16 protein-coding genes, 1 tRNA gene and 1 pseudogene are annotated in these 15,836 nt (G+C 63.3%); 12 read left to right on the top strand and 6 right to left on the bottom strand.

Going from position 1 to position 15,836, the window contains the following annotated elements; genetic code table 11:
* Positions 1-6: 6 nt before the first annotated feature.
* From OC446_RS05415 to OC446_RS05400, 4 genes are all read left to right on the top strand, one after another.
* Positions 7-756: a glucosamine-6-phosphate deaminase gene (locus tag OC446_RS05415; protein WP_262028032.1), complete on the top strand. Its 750-nt coding sequence runs from the start codon at positions 7-9 to the stop codon at positions 754-756.
* 4 nt (positions 757-760) lie between these two features.
* Positions 761-1,810, top strand: coding sequence for an N-acetylglucosamine-6-phosphate deacetylase (locus OC446_RS05410; protein ID WP_262028031.1), 1,050 nt, complete (start codon positions 761-763; stop codon positions 1,808-1,810).
* Positions 1,800-2,933, top strand: a complete 1,134-nt coding sequence (locus OC446_RS05405; RefSeq protein WP_262028030.1) for an amidohydrolase/deacetylase family metallohydrolase — start codon at positions 1,800-1,802, stop codon at positions 2,931-2,933. The genes OC446_RS05410 and OC446_RS05405 overlap by 11 nt, the downstream gene beginning before the upstream one ends.
* Before the next feature lie 163 nt (positions 2,934-3,096).
* Positions 3,097-4,125, top strand: coding sequence for an IS110 family transposase (locus OC446_RS05400; RefSeq protein ID WP_262028029.1), 1,029 nt, complete (start codon positions 3,097-3,099; stop codon positions 4,123-4,125).
* 599 nt (positions 4,126-4,724) lie between these two features.
* Here the strand turns inward: OC446_RS05400 and OC446_RS05395 are convergent.
* The 4 genes and pseudogenes from OC446_RS05395 to OC446_RS05385 form a co-directional block, all read right to left on the bottom strand.
* A complete protein-coding gene (locus tag OC446_RS05395) occupies positions 4,725-5,174 on the bottom strand; it encodes an IS5 family transposase (protein WP_262028028.1) in 450 nt (149 codons plus the stop codon).
* A 51-nt stretch (positions 5,175-5,225) separates the two neighbouring features.
* On the bottom strand, positions 5,226-5,477 hold the full coding sequence (locus tag OC446_RS05390) for a transposase (protein WP_262028027.1): 252 nt from the start codon (positions 5,475-5,477) through the stop codon (positions 5,226-5,228).
* 230 nt (positions 5,478-5,707) lie between these two features.
* Positions 5,708-5,878, bottom strand: a pseudogene (locus tag OC446_RS30990) (hypothetical protein); the annotation flags it as partial.
* Between the two features lie 155 nt (positions 5,879-6,033).
* Positions 6,034-6,123: transfer RNA gene (locus tag OC446_RS05385), tRNA-Ser, on the bottom strand.
* Between the two features lie 212 nt (positions 6,124-6,335).
* Between OC446_RS05385 and OC446_RS05380 the strand changes: the two genes are divergently transcribed.
* On the top strand, positions 6,336-6,656 hold the full coding sequence (locus OC446_RS05380) for a PetM family of cytochrome b6f complex subunit 7 (protein WP_262028026.1): 321 nt from the start codon (positions 6,336-6,338) through the stop codon (positions 6,654-6,656).
* A gap of 88 nt (positions 6,657-6,744) precedes the next feature.
* Positions 6,745-7,404 carry a peptide-methionine (S)-S-oxide reductase MsrA gene (gene msrA / locus OC446_RS05375; RefSeq protein WP_262028025.1) on the top strand — a complete coding sequence of 220 codons (660 nt, stop codon included), beginning with the start codon at positions 6,745-6,747 and terminating at the stop codon, positions 7,402-7,404.
* Between the two features lie 79 nt (positions 7,405-7,483).
* Here the strand turns inward: msrA and mepA are convergent, their stop codons facing one another.
* Together mepA and OC446_RS05365 are read right to left on the bottom strand one after the other, a co-directional pair.
* The gene (mepA, locus tag OC446_RS05370; RefSeq protein ID WP_262028024.1) at positions 7,484-8,395 is read right to left on the bottom strand and encodes a penicillin-insensitive murein endopeptidase; all 912 of its coding nucleotides are present in this window, start codon (positions 8,393-8,395) and stop codon (positions 7,484-7,486) included.
* 380 nt (positions 8,396-8,775) lie between these two features.
* Positions 8,776-9,936 (bottom strand): SDR family oxidoreductase, encoded by a 1,161-nt coding sequence (locus tag OC446_RS05365; RefSeq protein WP_262028023.1) that lies wholly within the window; start codon positions 9,934-9,936, stop codon positions 8,776-8,778.
* A gap of 458 nt (positions 9,937-10,394) precedes the next feature.
* On the opposite strand from OC446_RS05365, the gene OC446_RS05360 reads away from it, so the two are divergent.
* The 6 genes from OC446_RS05360 (at position 10,395) to OC446_RS05335 (ending at position 15,765) form a co-directional block, all read left to right on the top strand.
* A complete protein-coding gene (locus OC446_RS05360) occupies positions 10,395-10,805 on the top strand; it encodes a PRC-barrel domain-containing protein (protein ID WP_262028022.1) in 411 nt (136 codons plus the stop codon).
* Between the two features lie 118 nt (positions 10,806-10,923).
* Positions 10,924-11,664 carry a hypothetical protein gene (locus OC446_RS05355; protein ID WP_262028021.1) on the top strand — a complete coding sequence of 247 codons (741 nt, stop codon included), beginning with the start codon at positions 10,924-10,926 and terminating at the stop codon, positions 11,662-11,664.
* 572 nt (positions 11,665-12,236) lie between these two features.
* On the top strand, positions 12,237-13,103 hold the full coding sequence (locus OC446_RS05350) for a DMT family transporter (RefSeq protein ID WP_262028020.1): 867 nt from the start codon (positions 12,237-12,239) through the stop codon (positions 13,101-13,103).
* Positions 13,100-14,191, top strand: coding sequence for an ATP-dependent RecD-like DNA helicase (locus tag OC446_RS05345; protein ID WP_262028019.1), 1,092 nt, complete (start codon positions 13,100-13,102; stop codon positions 14,189-14,191). Before OC446_RS05350 ends, OC446_RS05345 begins: the two co-directional genes overlap by 4 nt.
* Before the next feature lie 98 nt (positions 14,192-14,289).
* Positions 14,290-14,463 (top strand): DUF1328 domain-containing protein, encoded by a 174-nt coding sequence (locus OC446_RS05340; RefSeq protein ID WP_009763592.1) that lies wholly within the window; start codon positions 14,290-14,292, stop codon positions 14,461-14,463.
* A 213-nt stretch (positions 14,464-14,676) separates the two neighbouring features.
* A complete protein-coding gene (locus OC446_RS05335) occupies positions 14,677-15,765 on the top strand; it encodes a TRAP transporter substrate-binding protein (protein WP_262028018.1) in 1,089 nt (362 codons plus the stop codon).
* Positions 15,766-15,836 lie beyond the last annotated feature (71 nt).

Below are 15,836 nucleotides of genomic sequence, written 5' to 3'. Positions count from 1 at the left end.
AGGTCTATGGATATTCACATCGTTGCCGATAAGAGAGCTCTCGGCGCCCAAGCTGCCGCGGAGGGCGCGGAGGCCATCAGGGCCGCAATCGCTCGGGATGGAAACTGCACGATCATCCTCGCGACTGGCGCCAGCCAGTTCGAGATGCTTGACGCGCTCGTGATCCAGAAGGGGATCGACTGGGCGAAAGTCACCGTCTTTCACCTGGACGAATATGTCGGCTTGCCCTCCAGCCACGGTGCGAGCTTCCGCCGGTACCTGAAGGAACGCTTTATTGCTCGCGTTCCCATGCTGCGGGACTTCGTGTTCATCGAGGGTGACGCCGTCGATCTGGACGCCGAGGTCTCTCGGCTCAACAATCTCATCACGCCGCGACACGTCGCGGTTTGTTTCGCTGGAATAGGCGAAAACTGTCACCTTGCCTTCAACGATCCGCCAGCCAATTTCGACGTCGAGGCGCCCTATATCGTCGTCGCGCTCGATGAAGCCTGCCGGCGGCAGCAGCTAGGCGAGGGATGGTTCCCGAACCTCGAATCCGTTCCGAACCGGGCCATCTCCATGAGCATTTGCCAGATCCTGAAGAGCGAGCTTATCATCCTCTGCGTGCCGGACGCCCGCAAGGCGGTGGCGGTAAAGAACGCCGTCGAAGGCGCTGTCAGCCCGGACCATCCTGCCTCCGTCCTGCAGCAGCACCCACATTGTAGCCTCTATCTCGATCCGCCCGCGGCCGCGCTTCTCTCATACAAGGCGAGCTGAGGCGATGCGAACGGGCGGGCTCTTCGACCTTCAAGTGAATGGCTTCGCAGGCGTCGACTTCAACAGCGAGACCATCGACGCCGATGCGCTCGACCATGCCCTTGAGGCGATGCTCGCCACCGGCGTCACGGCTTGCCTGCCAACCTTGATCACGGCGCCGGACGACAGGCTCGCGGCTCGCTTCTTTGCTCTCGACAGGGCGGTTGCGCAAAGCCGTCTCGGGCCGCTCATGGTGCCCGGCTATCACCTCGAAGGACCCTTCCTCAATTCTGGCGACGGCTATTCGGGATGTCACCCGCCGGAAGCCATGCGGCCACCGGATGTGACCCTCGTCGAGCGGCTGTCGCGGACCTTGGCACGTCCCATCCTCCTCGTTACGATTGCGCCCGAACTGGCCGGCAGCGAGACGTTTATCCGCAAACTGGCCGGAGAGGGCCGGGTCGTTGCTATTGGCCACTCGGCAGCAGGCGCCGAGACGGTCGTGGCGGCGGCCGAAGCGGGGGCTCGCCTGTCGACGCATCTGGGTAATGGCCTGCCGCAGATCCTGCCGAAGCTCGACAATTCCCTGTTCGCCCAGTTGGCGGAGGACCGTCTGTCGGCAACCTTCATCGCCGACGGGATCCACCTGCCGCCACACGCGCTCAAGGCCATGCTCAGGGCGAAGGGGCGCGCACGGGCGATCCTCGTCACCGATGCAGTATCCGCTGCCGCTGCGCCTCCCGGGCTCTACCCTTTCGCCGCCACAATGGTCGAACATGCGGCGGATGGTTCCGTCCGCCTGCCCGGAAGCGCATATCTTGCTGGTTCGGCGCTTGTCCTCGATCAGGCCGTTCGCAATCTCGTCGATTGGGGTCTCTCCAGGGCCGACGAAGCTCTATCGATGGCCTCTGACAATCCGCGCCGTCTGATGGCGGCAGCGATCGCGGCCTTGGCGGCCAATCAGCCGAGCAGTGAAGTTCTTTGGTCCGATCGTCTGTATCCTCTCGTCGTCAGGGTCGGGAGCATCGAGCGGCGTTACGATCAAGAGAGGAGGTCCCAAGACCATGACGTTTGATCTCGTTCTGAAGGGCGGTCGCGTCATTGACCCGTCGCAGTCCATCGACCGGGTGACCGATGTCGCCTTTAAGGAGGGTCGTGTGGCGGCGGTTGGCGATGATCTCGGAGCGAATGCTCATTCCATTGAGAATGCTGCGGGGCTCATCGTCACGCCGGGCCTGATCGACCTGCATACCCATGTCTATTGGGGTGGCACCTCTCTCGGCGTGGACCCACTCGTCCTCGCGCGGGGCGGATGCACGACGCTGGCCGATACCGGCAGTGCCGGACCGGGGAATTACCGGGGATTCCTGGAGCATGTCATCCGGCCGTCGCCGGTGCGGATCCTCGCCTATCTCAACGTGTCCTTCGCCGGCATCTACGGTTTCTCGAAGCGCGTGATGGTAGGAGAGAGCGGTGATCTGCGGCTCATGGCACCTATCGATGCCGTGGAGGTTGCCTTGGAGTACCGGGACACCCTCGTCGGCATCAAGGTGCGGGTTGGATTCAATGCGTCCGGCAATTCCGGTCTCGTACCACTCGACATCGCCCGCCAAGTCGCCGACAAGGTCGACATGCCCATGATGGTGCATATCGACGTGCCGCCGCCAACCCTACCGGAAGTGCTTGCCCGCATGCGGCCAGGCGACATCCTCACCCATTGCTTCCGGCCTTTCCCGAATACGCCGACGACATCCGACGGAAAGGTACACCCAGCGGTCACGGAAGCGCGTGAGCGCGGCATCATCTTCGATATCGGCCATGGCATGGGATCGTTCTCGTTCGATACCGCCCGCGTCATGCTTGCCAACGGGTTCCTACCGGACTGCATCTCGAGCGACGTACATGCCCTTTGTATCGACGGCCCGGCGTTCAACCTTGTCACCACCATGTCGAAGTTCCTCTGCATGGGGATGCCGCTCACTGAGGTGATCCGCGCGGCAACCGAGCGCCCAGCGCACGCCTTGCAGCGTTCCGATCTTGGCAATCTCAAGCCCGGCAGTGCAGGCGACGCGACCTTGCTGTCGCTTGAGGAAGGACAGTTCGTTTATAGGGATTCAATGAACGCCGAGTTGTCCGGGCGCCTGCGTCTTGCCGCAAAAGGTATCGTGATCAACGGCGCCACGTGGCACTGGGCCTGATGCCATTGTCATGTCCACGATACCGGGATTCTAAGCATAACACTCAGGCCTTGAACGATAGTACGGTAACCGCCAAAGTTCCGCTTTTGATGCTGTGGACGGCTCCCACCCAGCGGTGAGGTAGCATGGCTGCTTCGAGCAGCCAGGAGCCCAGGAGCAGCCCATGAGCACGGTCACCACCATTGGTCTGGACATCGCCAAGTCAGTCTTCCAGGTGCACGGCATTAGCGCCACGGGCGAGGTGCTGATCCGGCGCCAGGTCAGGCGCGGGCAGGTGCTCAAGTTCTTCGCTTCCCTGCCACCTTGTCTGATCGGCATTGAGGCGTGTGCAAGTGCTCATCACTGGTCACGGGAGTTGCAAAGCCTCGGCCATGAGGTGAAGCTCATGCCGCCGGCTTACGTCAAACCCTACGTAAAACGACAGAAGAACGACATGGCCGATGCCGAGGCGATCTGCGAGGCAGTCACCCGGCCCACCATGCGCTTTGTCGAGACCAAGACATGCGAGCAGCAAAGCATCCTGATGCTGCACCGGGTGCGGCTGATGCAGGTGCGGCAGAGGACCATGCTGACCAATGCGATCCGAGCGCACTTGGCGGAGTTCGGCCTGGTGGCGAAGATCGGCCGGGAAGGTGTTGACGAGTTGCTGCTCATGGTCAGCAACGAAGATGAGCGCATCCCCGAGCTGGCCCGGGCCTGCATCCTGGCCTTGGCCGAGCAACTGGTGCTGGTCAAGCGCCAGATCCTGGAGATGGACCGGCGCATCACCGCATGCCACCGCGCCAACGAAGTCAGCCGCCGGCTGGCCGAGATCCCCGGTGTGGGTCCGCTGCTCGCATCAGCTCTCGTGGCCCATGTTCCCAACCCGAAGGCCTTCTCATCCGGGCGCAATCTGGCGGCCTGGGTCGGCTTGGTACCGAAGCAGAACTCTAGTGGTGGCAAGCAGCGGCTCGGCGGGGTGACCAAGCAGGGCAATCGCTACCTGCGCTCCCTGCTGACCGTGGGCGCACTGGCGGTGATACGCTTTGCCCAGCGGCATGGAACGAAGCGGCCGTGGATCGTGCAACTGCTGGCGCGGCGGGCCACCAAGGTGGCGGCCGTGGCCCTGGCCAACAAGATGGCCCGGATGGTGTGGGCGATCATGGCCAAGGGCGAGCGCTATCGCGAACCGGTGGTCGCGCAGGCGGTGTAGTACCTCGTCGGAACACCTGACGAGATTAAGGTTGGGAAGGGCGGACAGACGTTAATGCAGGATCCGGTCGAACCGGGAAGCGGGACAACCCATTCGTGCCAGAGCATCTTGGAATGCGAGCTTTTGGTCGGGACCCCTTCGCGGAGGGCATTATGGCCAGCGGTCAGGTGTACCGCACCAACAGGTCGAACACATGGCCGCACCGACTAGCCTTGCAGAAACGTTCAACAAATCCCTTGCCAAAAGGGAGCCGTCCACACATGGCACTTCCCGGAAGCTTCCTAATGGTCTGCTCGCACGCTCTAAGCAGACCATTGTGAGGGTTGGGATCCTCGTCCCCGAACCAGAGGAGGCTCTGAGTAAGCAACTTGCTACCGTGGCTACACGCTCTAGAGTTTCAAATGCGACAGCCGTTAAGACTGATGTACTCCGATGCAAGGCTATTGGCACATTTGGAACTCCTGGCCTAATGTTGAGGCATGTGCCGTAGGAGTCCTGCCACATTGTTCGAAGCAACAGTAGACCGTACGCAGCCGGCTATCGTTGCGAATGAGACGAGGGGCAAAAGGGACGACTTCAAGTCTCCTATAAAGGCCCTGTTAGGTCGTGTGGGCGGATTTGATGAGGATGAAGCTCAAAGCAAGCGCGACGAAGGAGCCGTAGTTCACGTCAGTCTCCTCGCAGCGTAAAGCAACACGCTTGAACCGCTTGAGTTTGCCCATGGTCTGCTCGATGCGCGCCCGCCCACGATAAAACGCTTTGGGAAAGTACTTTGGCTTGTCCATGGTGGTCGTCCGATAGGGAATCGCCGGGCCGATGCCGCGGGCACGGGTCGCCTGTCGGTTGGACTTGGCGTCATAGCCCTTGTCGCCCACCGCCCGCGGCGTGATCTCAGGCCCGAGGTCGAGCAGCGTCTCAAAGTGCGGGCTGTCACTGACTTCGCCCCCGGTCAGGTGGAAGCCGAGCGGATCACCATCCCAGTCGGTCTTGAGGTGGATCTTGGTTGATAACCCGCCCCGGGAGCGGCCCAGCGCCTGCGGCCGAGACATGCGTCCGCACGATGGTAGAGTCGAACATCTGCACCAGATGCGTCGTGTCACTCAGAGCCGCCAAGCGTCGAAGAAGGCTTCGAAGACGCCGGCCCGGCTCAAACGCCAGAACCGCTTCCAGACCGCGTTCCAGTGGCCGAAGTACGCGGGCAGCGCCCGCCAGGTGATGTTGTGGACAGCGAAGTAGTGCAGCGCCTCAAGGAGGCGGCGGTCGTTGCGACCCTTGGCGCCGCGCCGGGAGCACGAGGCGGCAAACACCCGCAGCACCGTTGCCCAGTCGTCCTCCGCCATTCCCGTCAGCATGGTCGAGCCTCCTGAAGCTGACCTGCCATGAATCATCGCCCAACTGATTTGGGAATCTACCTGCCCCTTGCTCGGCCTAATCCGTCAACACGGCATAGGGATGGTGTCGTCGCTGAACAGACGCATCTCGGCCAAGGCCCTCTCATGCTCCTGCCAATGTGCGATAGCTGCAAAGGCATCAGTCGATCGCAGCATCGTAACACTGGCGTTTGGCACTTGAGGGCGTGAGTTTAAGCGCCCCGCTCCGCCTCTTTCATAGCTTTCTCGATCGCCGCATCAATCAGGGCCGCAGCCCTGTTCGCTTGAGCGGGATCTCTCGTGTGGAGAGTTTTGGAGGATTCTGACCGGTCGGGCTTGCGGGCAAAGGCCTGGACGGGCGGAACGTGTCCGCGCAGATGTGGCGGAACAACACGTCAATACCAATAAATGCCTGTTATGTTGTGTCTTCTGATGCAGCCCATGAGACGCAACTTGGAACAGCTTTTGGAACAACAAACTGTTCAAAAGCCCTTCGTTCCCAAGGCGTTCAGCTATTTTCAGGAACTTAGATGAATGATGGCGGAGGGAGCGGGATTCGAACCCGCGATACGGTTTCCCGTATACACACTTTCCAGGCGTGCGCCTTCAACCACTCGGCCACCCCTCCAGCATGAGCCTCTGAAGGCTCCGGAACCCTCGGCGCTACCCCATGGGGCAGGCCGGTCAGGTTCTCCGCTTTGTTGTCTGCGGAGCGCTCGTGTATCGCCAAACCGGGGGAAAAGGCAAGACCGATCTTGTGACAAATCACCCGGAATCGCCTTTGCCATTGCGACAAAACGCTCTAGATAATTCCCCCTCTGTTCATAGAGGTATCTTCCCTTGAAGTTCCTAGCGCGTAGCCTTGGCCTCCTGCTCATCGCGGCGGGATTCGTCGGACTGGTGATCGACGGCACCCGATCCATCGTCAACAATGCTGTATCGTTCGGCTCCATCGGGAAGGTGCTGGGCGTTCTGTCTCCCAACGGCCTGGCTGAGCTCGAGGGCAGCATCGCGCAGCGCGGCTATCCCTGGCTGTGGGACCCGATCGCCACATACGTCCTGCAGATGCCCGCTTCGGTCACAGCCTTCCTCCTGGGTGCGCTGCTGATGTGGATCGGCCAGAAGCCCCTGGAGCCGATCGGCTACCTGGCGGGCCGCTGAGCCCGTTTTTCACGGGAAGGTGACGGCCGGGGCTCTCCCGCAAACGCACAGGAATGCTTACATCAGCGAGGTCACGCGAGGGACCTCCATGTTCAGCTTCCGCAAACGACTCGACCTGCCCAATGCCGCCGAGGCTCTGCCCGGCCGCACCAGTCCGATCCCGACGGCTGAAAAGCACTTCATCAATCACCGTCCCCTCCAGCCGCCTTATCCCGACGGGATGGAGAAGGCCGTGTTCGGCCTCGGCTGCTTCTGGGGTGCGGAACGCAAGTTCTGGCAGCTGGGCGACGGCATCTGGATCACCGCCGCGGGCTATGCCGCCGGCGTCACGCCGAACCCGACCTACGAGGAGGTCTGTTCCGGCCTGACGGGGCACAACGAGGTCGTGCTGGTGGTCTACGACCCCAAGGTGGTCTCCTACGAGACCCTGCTGAAGACCTTCTGGGAGAACCACGACCCGACCCAGGGCATGCGCCAGGGCAACGATACGGGCACCCAGTACCGCTCCGGGATCTACGTGTTCGACGAGGCCCAGAGGAAGGCCGCCGAGGCCTCTCGGGCGGCTTACGGCGAGGCGCTTTCGGCCAAGGGCTATGGGCCGATCACGACCGAGATCCTCGATGCGGGCCCGTTCTACTTCGCCGAGGATTACCATCAGCAATACCTGGCCAAGAACCCGAACGGGTATTGCGGTCTCGGCGGCACGGGCGTGTCGTGCCAGATCGGCGTCGGCGTCGCGGCCGAATAGGCACGGCGTCCTTCAGGAGACCTGAAACAGAAGCGGCCTGCGTCCCTCCGGATGCAGGCCGTTTTCGTTCGGGCCGTCGTCAGGGCGCCTCGAGAACGCCGCGGCACTCGTTGGGCAATTGCGCCAGGGTCAGGGGCGGGCGGGGCTTGCCGGGCTTCGGATGCAGCATCTGCGGGGTGAACCAGGCATTGAGCTCCGCGCCGCAGCCGTCGCCGCCGGGCGGCGGATCCTGGTCGGCGCAGCCTCCATCGCCGGCCGGGCAGGCGAGGCGGATGTGGAAGTGGTAGTTGTGGCCCCAGATGGGCCGCACCTTCGTCAGCCAGGAGCGGTCGGCGCCCGCCTCGCGGCAGAGGGCCCTCTTGATCGCCGGGTTCACGAAGACCCGGGCGACGCTGCGCTCCTGGGCGGCCGCGCGGATGAGCGCGGTGTGCTGCGGTGTCCATTGGGCGGGGTCGATATCGAGCAGGTCGTCGCGCACCATGTTGGTGGCCGACATTTCCTCCCGCTCGGCCCGCGAGAGGCGGCGGTTCGGCATCGGCGTGAGCCAGATATCGGCATCGAGCCCGATCTGGTGCGAGGCGTGGCCGGTGATCATCGGCCCGCCGCGCGGCTGCGAGATGTCGCCGACGAGAAGGCCCGGCCATCCGTTGATGCCGGGGAGCCGGGTCGCGAACCGCTGCAGGAATCCGATCATCTGCGGATGGCCCCAGTTCCGGTTGCGGGACAGGCGCATGACCTGCCAGTTGTCGCCGTCGATCGGGATCGCGGCCGCGCCCGCCACGCAGCCCCGCGCATAACCGCCGATGGAGCGGGAGCGAAGATCGGCCGGCGCCGTGCGCCGCCCGAAGAGTTCCTTCGCGGCGAGCTTGGGATCGTCAGGGTTGGCAAGCGGCGGCAGCGGCTTCGGGTTGAGGGTGCCCTTGTCCTGGGCGACGGCAGTGCCGCCGGCGAGAAGAGCGAGCGCAAGGGAGAGGGAGCGAATCGGGATCATGCGGCAAGGCTAGCCTGCGGGCGGGGAGTTCGGAACGTATCGGATGCGGCCATCTTGTCGCTCTTTCACGATTGGGTGCTTGCAAGATTGGGGCTTGACGGTTGCCACGTGCCCCACGTCATGGCCGTCCCCCGCCTTGATCCGCGGATCAGTCCCGGCCATCCCGATCAGGTGAGGCTCGGCGCTTCATGGGATCGGGTTCAGACGTGGCGGGTGTCGCCCCTGGCGATCCGAAGGCGAGGGAAGGGGATCCACGATCAAGCGAGCGCCATGGAATTCCGTCCCCTCCGCTGCGCTTCGGCCGGGAACGACACCTTTGGTGCTTCAGGACATCGTCATCACCGGGACGAGCCCGGCGATGACTGAGAGAGAGCCGCTCCTCAATGCCTCGGCTGCGGGCGGCCCTCGCCGGGGCCGCGCTGGCTGATGTGGCCGGGACCGAAGGTGCGCTTGTCGTGCCCGTTGCCGGAGCGGCGCATGGTGGGCTGGTAGCGCGGCGTCGGACGCTTGAAACGCTTCGGGCGTCGGCTTCCCGTGAGTGATGGCAGGAACAGGGCCGCGATGCCCGCCGCGACGCCGGCCAACACGGCGGCCGTCGTGAAGGGATGCAGCTGCGCCTCGAGGAGCAGGCTCGTCTTGCGCGGTTCGCCGGGCAGGGACGAATACATGTCGCCGTCCTGGCGGGCGCGGTAGAGATTGTCGCGCATGCCCGGACGTTCCGGCTGATCTGTGGTCTGAGAGGCATAGCCCGTCCATTCCATCGCCTTGTCGATGAGATGCGGCGCGACCTTGCCCATGGCGCCGATGACCCAGCCGCCGAACCCGATGGTGATCTCGCGGCGGTGATGCTCGGCCGCGTACACGATCGCCCTCGCCACGAGATGCGGATCGTAGGCCGGCGGCGGCACGGCGTTGTCCCGGTCGAGATAGTTGCGGGCATGCTCGACATAGGGCGTGTCGATGGACGAGGGCTTGATGAGCGTGACCGAGATCGGCGCGCTCTGGTTCGTCAGCTCCATGCGCAGGCCGTCCGTGAAGGCCTTCACCGCATGCTTGGAAGCCGAATACTGGGTCTGCAGGATCATCGTCCGCTCGGACAGGACGCTGCCCACATTGACGATGGTGCCGCCGCGCCGGCGCAGGTGCTCGGCGGCGATCATCGAGCCGTTGACGACGCCCCAGTAATTCACGTCGAAGAGCTGGCGCTGGTCCTCCATGGGGATATCCGTGAGGTTGCCGTACAGGGCCACCGCAGCATCGTTCACCCAGGTGTCGAAGCCGCCGAATGTCTCGATGGCGGTGCGCGACACCCGCTCCAGATCCTCGCGCTTGCTGACATCCGCCGCGACCGCGATGGCGCGCGTCGTCCCGCGGCTGAGTTCGTCGGCGATCTTGCGCAGGGCATCCTCGTTGCGGGCGACCAGGACAAGGCCCTTGGCGCCACGCTCGGCAAACAGATGGGCCGTCGCAAGGCCGATTCCGCTCGATGCGCCGGTGATGACGACGACCTGGTCCTCGACCGGCTTCTGGCGAACCGCCATGGCACTCTCCTTAAATCCTCGGGTTCCGTGAACGTGGGTCAACGTGAGGTCGGAAAGGGGGTTCCTAAGGCTGCGCTTGCGGTGCTGCGGCGCGGCCGTCATGGGAAAGTGAAAGGTCTCGCCGATGACGGGTCCTTCTTTCCCGATCGCCCCGGGCGGCCTCCCGCTCCGCCCGGGCGACGCGTTCTTCAATGTCACGGCACCGGATGTCTCCCCACTTGAGAGATCGCGCTCTGATCGATGATCCCGCAAAAGTCTTGGAATGCTTGGACTTCCGGCTCCGTACCGGAACCTGCTTTTCAACCCGAGCGTTGCCTTGGAGCATCGTGCGGAAAGATGGATCCGGTTTCCGCATCGACGATGCGCCGGTTGACGGATGATGCATCGGATTCGGCCCGGAAAGCGGGTCCGCTTTTGGGTCCGGTGCCTTGGATCTCACACAGGAAGGGAGCGCAGTGATGCAGACGACGGCACAGAGCAGCGACGTTCGCGAAACTCACAGCCTGATCGCCAGCGACAAGGTCGAAGGAACGCCGGTGCGCCGCACGGACGGCGATAAGATCGGGACCATCGAGCGGGTGATGATCGAGAAAAGGTCCGGCAAGGTTGCCTATGCGGTCATGAGCTTTGGCGGCTTCATGGGGCTCGGCGAGGAATACTACACGCTTCCCTGGAGCGTGCTGAAGTACAATACGGAGCTCGACGCCTACGAGCTGAACCTCTCGGAGGATCAGCTGCGCGGAGCGCCCCGCCGCAGCGCGGAGGGCCATGACGCATCATACGATCGCGAATGGGAAGAGCACGTCCACCGCTACTACAATGCCACGCCCTATTGGGGCGGCAGCGACCCGATGAGCACGGGCCGGTAAGCCCGACGGGCAGCCCGCTCAAACAAAATCGCCCGGCTTCCGCCGGGCGATTTTTTATGCGCAGGCGCCGGGCGACAGGGTCACTCCTATCCCGGCGCTTGCCGCATCGTGTTACCGCTTGCGCGACTTCGACGGGCTCTTGCGAGCGCTCGAAGACCGCTTGGCGACCTTGGCCGACTTCTTCGTGGCGGAGGTGCGGCTCGAAGCGGCGGCTGCGCGCTTCGTGGTCGACTTGGAGGCGCTGCGCGACTTCGCAGGCGACTTCACCGCGCTGCGGCTGGTGCTGCGAGCAGCGGTCTTCCGGGCCGAGGTCGAGCGGGCCGAAGTCGAACGAGCCGTGGACTTCTTGGCGGCCGACTTGGCCGGAGCCTTCCGAGCGGTGGTCTTCTTGGCAACCGTCTTCTTGGCAGTGGTCTTCTTCGCTGCCGACCTGGCCGACGAACGAGCCGTGGTCTTCTTGGCAGCGGTCTTCTTGGCAGTGGTCTTCGCCGTGGTCTTCTTGGCGACTGCCTTCTTGGCAGTGGTCTTCTTCGCGCCGGACTTGGCGGACGATTTCGCCGCCGACCGCGAGGTCGACTTCGCCGCCGTCTTCTTGGCAGCGGATTTCGTGCCAGCGGACTTGGCGGTCGTCTTCTTGGCAGCGGACTTCGTGCCAGCCTTCTTGGCGGCGCTCGTCGAGCTGCGACGCGCGCTGCTCTTCTTCGCGGTCTTCTTGGTGCTGGTCGCACCGGTGTCACCCGTGAACAGCATCGTCAGCGGGTTCTTGGTATCTGTCGGCATTGCCGCCTCCTTCAAGGGCCTTCGCGTGCAACCGTCACGCTTGCAAGGCAACGTCGTTATACCAACGCGGTTCCGATAATCGAAAAGTGTAGACAGTAGAACGCTCACTTTTTCTGTGGATATTTCGGCGAGCAAGTCTCTCTGCTCTTGCAGATCAAAGACTCAATATCGGTTTCAAGATGAGACAGTTAGAGACACTTCCTCAGTGCCGCCGACATCTCTCTTCATGATCGTGCGCTGTCGTGGCGGCGGAAAAAACACATTCATGTCAGAGACATAGCTCAATGATAAAGAAGATGTTAATCGGCCGCAGAGTATTCGAGCGTGTTCGGGAGCGTTCAACGTCGCGGTCAAAAACCTCTTCACTTGGAGAGGGTCGAAAACGGCTCCCGTGCCGGTCGGCGACGTCGCGCATGCGCGTTCAAAAAAATTGTCGCGTGGCGTCTAAAACAGACCCACACGCGGTCTCACGAGTCGAGAATCACGCGTGCTGACTCACGCGCGAGGTGACGATCGGATCGTCCTCCGCGTCTCGTCCGCGCGTTCATGGGTCGTGTGCGCCTTGGTCGCTGCAGGTCGCATAACGATGGAGGCTTCACGCCATCGCCGAGGCAGGCTAATCGAAAAGGGCCTCACATCGGTTGGAACGCCTTGCCCCATCGCAGCATCCTCGCCGTCGTCCTCTGGATGAGCGGTGCGCTCCTCTCCTTCTCCGCCACCGCCATCGCGGTGCGCACGCTTGCACCCACCTTCTCGATTTTCGAGATGCTGTCCGTACGCAATGCCGCGGGCGTCCTGATCCTGCTCGCGCTCGCGCTCCTCAAGCCGGAGCTGCGGCCCGGCCTGAAGCCCCGTCGCTTCCCGCTGCATCTGGCGCGCAACGTCCTTCATTTCCTCGGCACGGACGGATGGGCTTTCGCCCTCACGCTCCTGCCGCTCGCGACGGTCTTCGCGATCGAATTCACCACGCCGGCCTGGGTCGCCCTGCTGGCGATTCCGCTGCTCAAGGAGCAGATGACGAGAGGCCGGCTCGTGGCCATCGTGCTCGGTTTCGTGGGCATTCTCGTGATCCTGCGTCCGGGCCTGGAAACCTTGCAGCCGGCCAGTTTCCTCATGCTGGGCGTGGCATTCAGCTTCGCCTTCGTGGCGATCATGACCAAGCGTCTCACGATGACGGAAAGCACCTTCTCGATCCTGTTCTTCATGAACCTGCTGCAGCTGCCCATGAACCTCGTGGGCGTGAGCCGGGCTTTCTGGCTCCAGGTGCAGCCGTCCCACGCGCTCGGCCTCGTCGGCATCAGCGTCGGCGGACTGCTCTCCCATTACTGCCTGACCAATGCCTATCGGCGAGGCGACGCCACCATGGTCGTGCCGCTCGACTTCATGCGCATCCCGCTGATCGCCTTCGTCGGCTGGCAGTTCTATGGCGAGGCGCTCGATCCGTATGTCTTCCTCGGCAGCGGCATCATCATCATTGGCCTTCTCTACTCCCTGCATCGCGAGGCGAAATCCGCATGACTTGGTCGCCGCAACAGGACGCCGCCCTGAAAGCCGTCGCCGAATGGCTCCGCCGCGGCGACCGTCCCGTGTTTCGCCTCTTCGGCTATGCCGGCACGGGCAAGACGACGCTCGCCAAGCACATCGCCGAGAACGTGGACGGCGACGTGGTGTTCGGCGCCTATACGGGCAAGGCCGCGCTCGTGCTGCGCTCCAAGGGCTGCACCGATGCGTCGACGATTCATTCCATGATCTACCGCTCGCGGGAATCGGACGAGAACGGTCCGCAATTCGTGCTCAACCGCCAGAGTCCCGTCTCCAAGGCCGACCTCATCATCATCGATGAATGCTCCATGGTGGACGAGGAGCTGGGGCGCGATCTCCTGTCCTTCGGTCAACCCGTTCTCGTGCTCGGCGATCCGGCGCAGTTGCCGCCTGTGAAGGGCGGCGGCTTCTTCACCGAAGGCGAGCCCGACGTGATGCTGACGGAGGTCCACCGGCAGGCCAAGGACAATCCCATCATCCACCTGTCGATGCAGGTCAGGGAAGGCGGGCGGCTCGAGCCCGGAACCTATGGCGAGAGCCGCATCATCCGCCGCCGCGAGATCGATGCCGCAGCCGTCATGGCGGCCGACCAGGTGCTTGTCGGCCTCAACAAGACCCGGCGCCAGTACAATACGCGCCTGCGCGAACTGAACGGCTACCGCGATCCCATGCCGGCGGCGGGCGAGAAACTCGTCTGCCTGCGCAACGACAAGACCAAGGGGCTGCTCAACGGCGGCACCTGGAGCATCCAGGCCCTGCGCGGCATCCGCAACGACTTCATCCGGATGGACGTGCTGCCCGACGACGATGCGCGCCGCCGCTCCGTGGAGGTCGCCGTGCACAAGGCCTTCTTCGAGGGAACGGAGGAGGAGGTGCCGTTCGTCCTGCGCAAGGAATCGGACGAGTTCACCTATGGGTATGCGTTGACCGTGCACAAGGCCCAGGGCTCGCAATGGGACGACCTCGTGCTCTTCGACGAGTCCTACGCCTTCCGCGAGCATCGCAGCCGCTGGCTCTACACGGCGCTCACCCGCGCGGCCGAGACGGTGACAGTCGTCATCTGACAGGAGCTGTCTGGTTTCTACCAGATGCCTGCCCGGAACCGGATCGGCCGTGGGCGCTTAATGTCTTCAGCTGAGCAGTATGAAGTCGAGGTGCCGATATGCTGAAATGGGCTCTGATCTTTCTCGTCGTGTCGCTGGTGGCCGGCGCCTTGGGATTCACCGGAGTCGCATCCGGCGCCAAGACCGTCGCCAAGGTCCTGTTCGGCCTGTTCCTCCTGGGTTTCATCATCCTGATCCTCATCGCCTGGGGGGCGGGCGAGTTGATTTTCTGACGCAGGTTTCTCCGCTTAGCGGTCGCAGGTTCCGGGCCTCGCCCCGGAGCCTGCCGACGCATGCGCTGAACGCATGAAGTCCCTGCTCCGGAGGGCCTCCCTTCTTTCTCTCGTGTCGCTATAGGGGCGTCTCAACTATTCGTTTGAGTGCGTCGCATTGAAACTTTCTGTCCCATGTGCGCCCTGAAACGGAAACGAACGAAAGGGACGCTCATGAAACGTCGTGCATTCCTCCAGGCCGCCACCCTCGGTGCCGCCGCCGGAGCGGTCGCGAAGCCCGCCATCGCTCAGTCGAACCCGGAAATTCGCTGGCGTCTGACCTCGGCCTTTCCGAAATCCCTCGACACCCTGTTCGGCGGCGGCGAGACCTTCGCCAAGCTCGTCGCGGAAGCCACAGACGGCAAGTTTATCATCCAGACCTTTGCTCCCGGCGAGATCGTCGGTGCCCCGCAGGCGCTCGATGCCATCGGCGGCGGAACGGTGGAGATGGGCCACACCTGCTCCTACTACTACGTGGGCAAGGACCCGACCTTCGCCATCGGCACCACGCTGCCGTTCGGCCTCAATTCCCGCCAGACCAACGCCTGGCTCTATCACGGCAACGGCAATGCGCTGCTGAACGATTTCTACGCCAAGCACAACGTCTACGCGTTGCCCGCCGGCAATACGGGCGTGCAGATGGGCGGCTGGTTCCGGAAGGAGATCAAGACCGTCGATGACCTGAAGGGCCTCAAGATGCGCATCGCCGGCCTTGCCGGTCAGATCATGGGCAAGCTCGGCGTCGTGCCGCAGCAGATCGCCGGCGGCGATCTCTATCCGTCCCTGGAGCGCGGCACGATCGACGCCGCCGAGTGGGTCGCGCCGTACGACGACGAAAAGCTCGGCCTCAACAAGGTGGCGCCGTACTACTATTATCCGGGCTTCTGGGAGGGTGGTCCCGCGATCCATTTCTACATCAACCTGCAGAAGTGGAACGAGCTGCCCAAGAACTACCAGGCGGCCGTCCAGGCGGCGGCCGGGTATGTGAACGTCGACACGCAGGCCAAGTACGACGCCAAGAATCCGGCCGCCCTGCGCAGCCTGATCGGCAACGGCGCGCAGCTGCGTCCCTTCTCGCAGGAGATCATGGAAGCCGCCTACAAGGCTGCCAACGAGGTCTACGACGAAATCTCGGCCAAGAACCCCGATTTCAAGAAGATCTACGACAGCTACAAGGCTTTCCGCGGAGAGGAATATCTCTGGTTCCAGGTGGCTGAATACGCCTTCGACACCTTCATGATCCGCGCCCGCGCTCGCGGCTGATCGTTGGAAGGGCGGGCCTCGGCCCGCCTTTCTTCCTGCATGACAAACTTGCCTCATGCTGACCGATGCCG

Source organism: Microvirga sp. Mcv34 (assembly GCF_024519725.1).
Lineage (GTDB): Bacteria > Pseudomonadota > Alphaproteobacteria > Rhizobiales > Beijerinckiaceae > Microvirga.
Note: the sequence above shows the minus strand (reverse complement) of the source record. Positions and strands in the feature narration are given on the sequence as shown.

Excerpts from the sequence above, each read along its gene's own strand:
- OC446_RS05415 (WP_262028032.1), top strand. The coding sequence starts at position 7 with ATGGATATTCACATCGTTGCCGATAAGAGAGCTCTCGGCGCCCAAGCT.
- OC446_RS05410 (WP_262028031.1), top strand. The coding sequence starts at position 761 with ATGCGAACGGGCGGGCTCTTCGACCTTCAAGTGAATGGCTTCGCAGGC.
- OC446_RS05405 (WP_262028030.1), top strand. The coding sequence starts at position 1,800 with ATGACGTTTGATCTCGTTCTGAAGGGCGGTCGCGTCATTGACCCGTCG.
- OC446_RS05400 (WP_262028029.1), top strand. The coding sequence starts at position 3,097 with ATGAGCACGGTCACCACCATTGGTCTGGACATCGCCAAGTCAGTCTTC.
- OC446_RS05395 (WP_262028028.1), bottom strand. The coding sequence starts at position 5,174 with ATGTCTCGGCCGCAGGCGCTGGGCCGCTCCCGGGGCGGGTTATCAACC.
- OC446_RS05390 (WP_262028027.1), bottom strand. The coding sequence starts at position 5,477 with ATGCTGACGGGAATGGCGGAGGACGACTGGGCAACGGTGCTGCGGGTG.
- msrA (WP_262028025.1), top strand. The coding sequence starts at position 6,745 with ATGTTCAGCTTCCGCAAACGACTCGACCTGCCCAATGCCGCCGAGGCT.
- mepA (WP_262028024.1), bottom strand. The coding sequence starts at position 8,395 with ATGATCCCGATTCGCTCCCTCTCCCTTGCGCTCGCTCTTCTCGCCGGC.
- OC446_RS05365 (WP_262028023.1), bottom strand. The coding sequence starts at position 9,936 with ATGGCGGTTCGCCAGAAGCCGGTCGAGGACCAGGTCGTCGTCATCACC.
- OC446_RS05360 (WP_262028022.1), top strand. The coding sequence starts at position 10,395 with ATGCAGACGACGGCACAGAGCAGCGACGTTCGCGAAACTCACAGCCTG.
- OC446_RS05345 (WP_262028019.1), top strand. The coding sequence starts at position 13,100 with ATGACTTGGTCGCCGCAACAGGACGCCGCCCTGAAAGCCGTCGCCGAA.
- OC446_RS05340 (WP_009763592.1), top strand. The coding sequence starts at position 14,290 with ATGCTGAAATGGGCTCTGATCTTTCTCGTCGTGTCGCTGGTGGCCGGC.
- OC446_RS05335 (WP_262028018.1), top strand. The coding sequence starts at position 14,677 with ATGAAACGTCGTGCATTCCTCCAGGCCGCCACCCTCGGTGCCGCCGCC.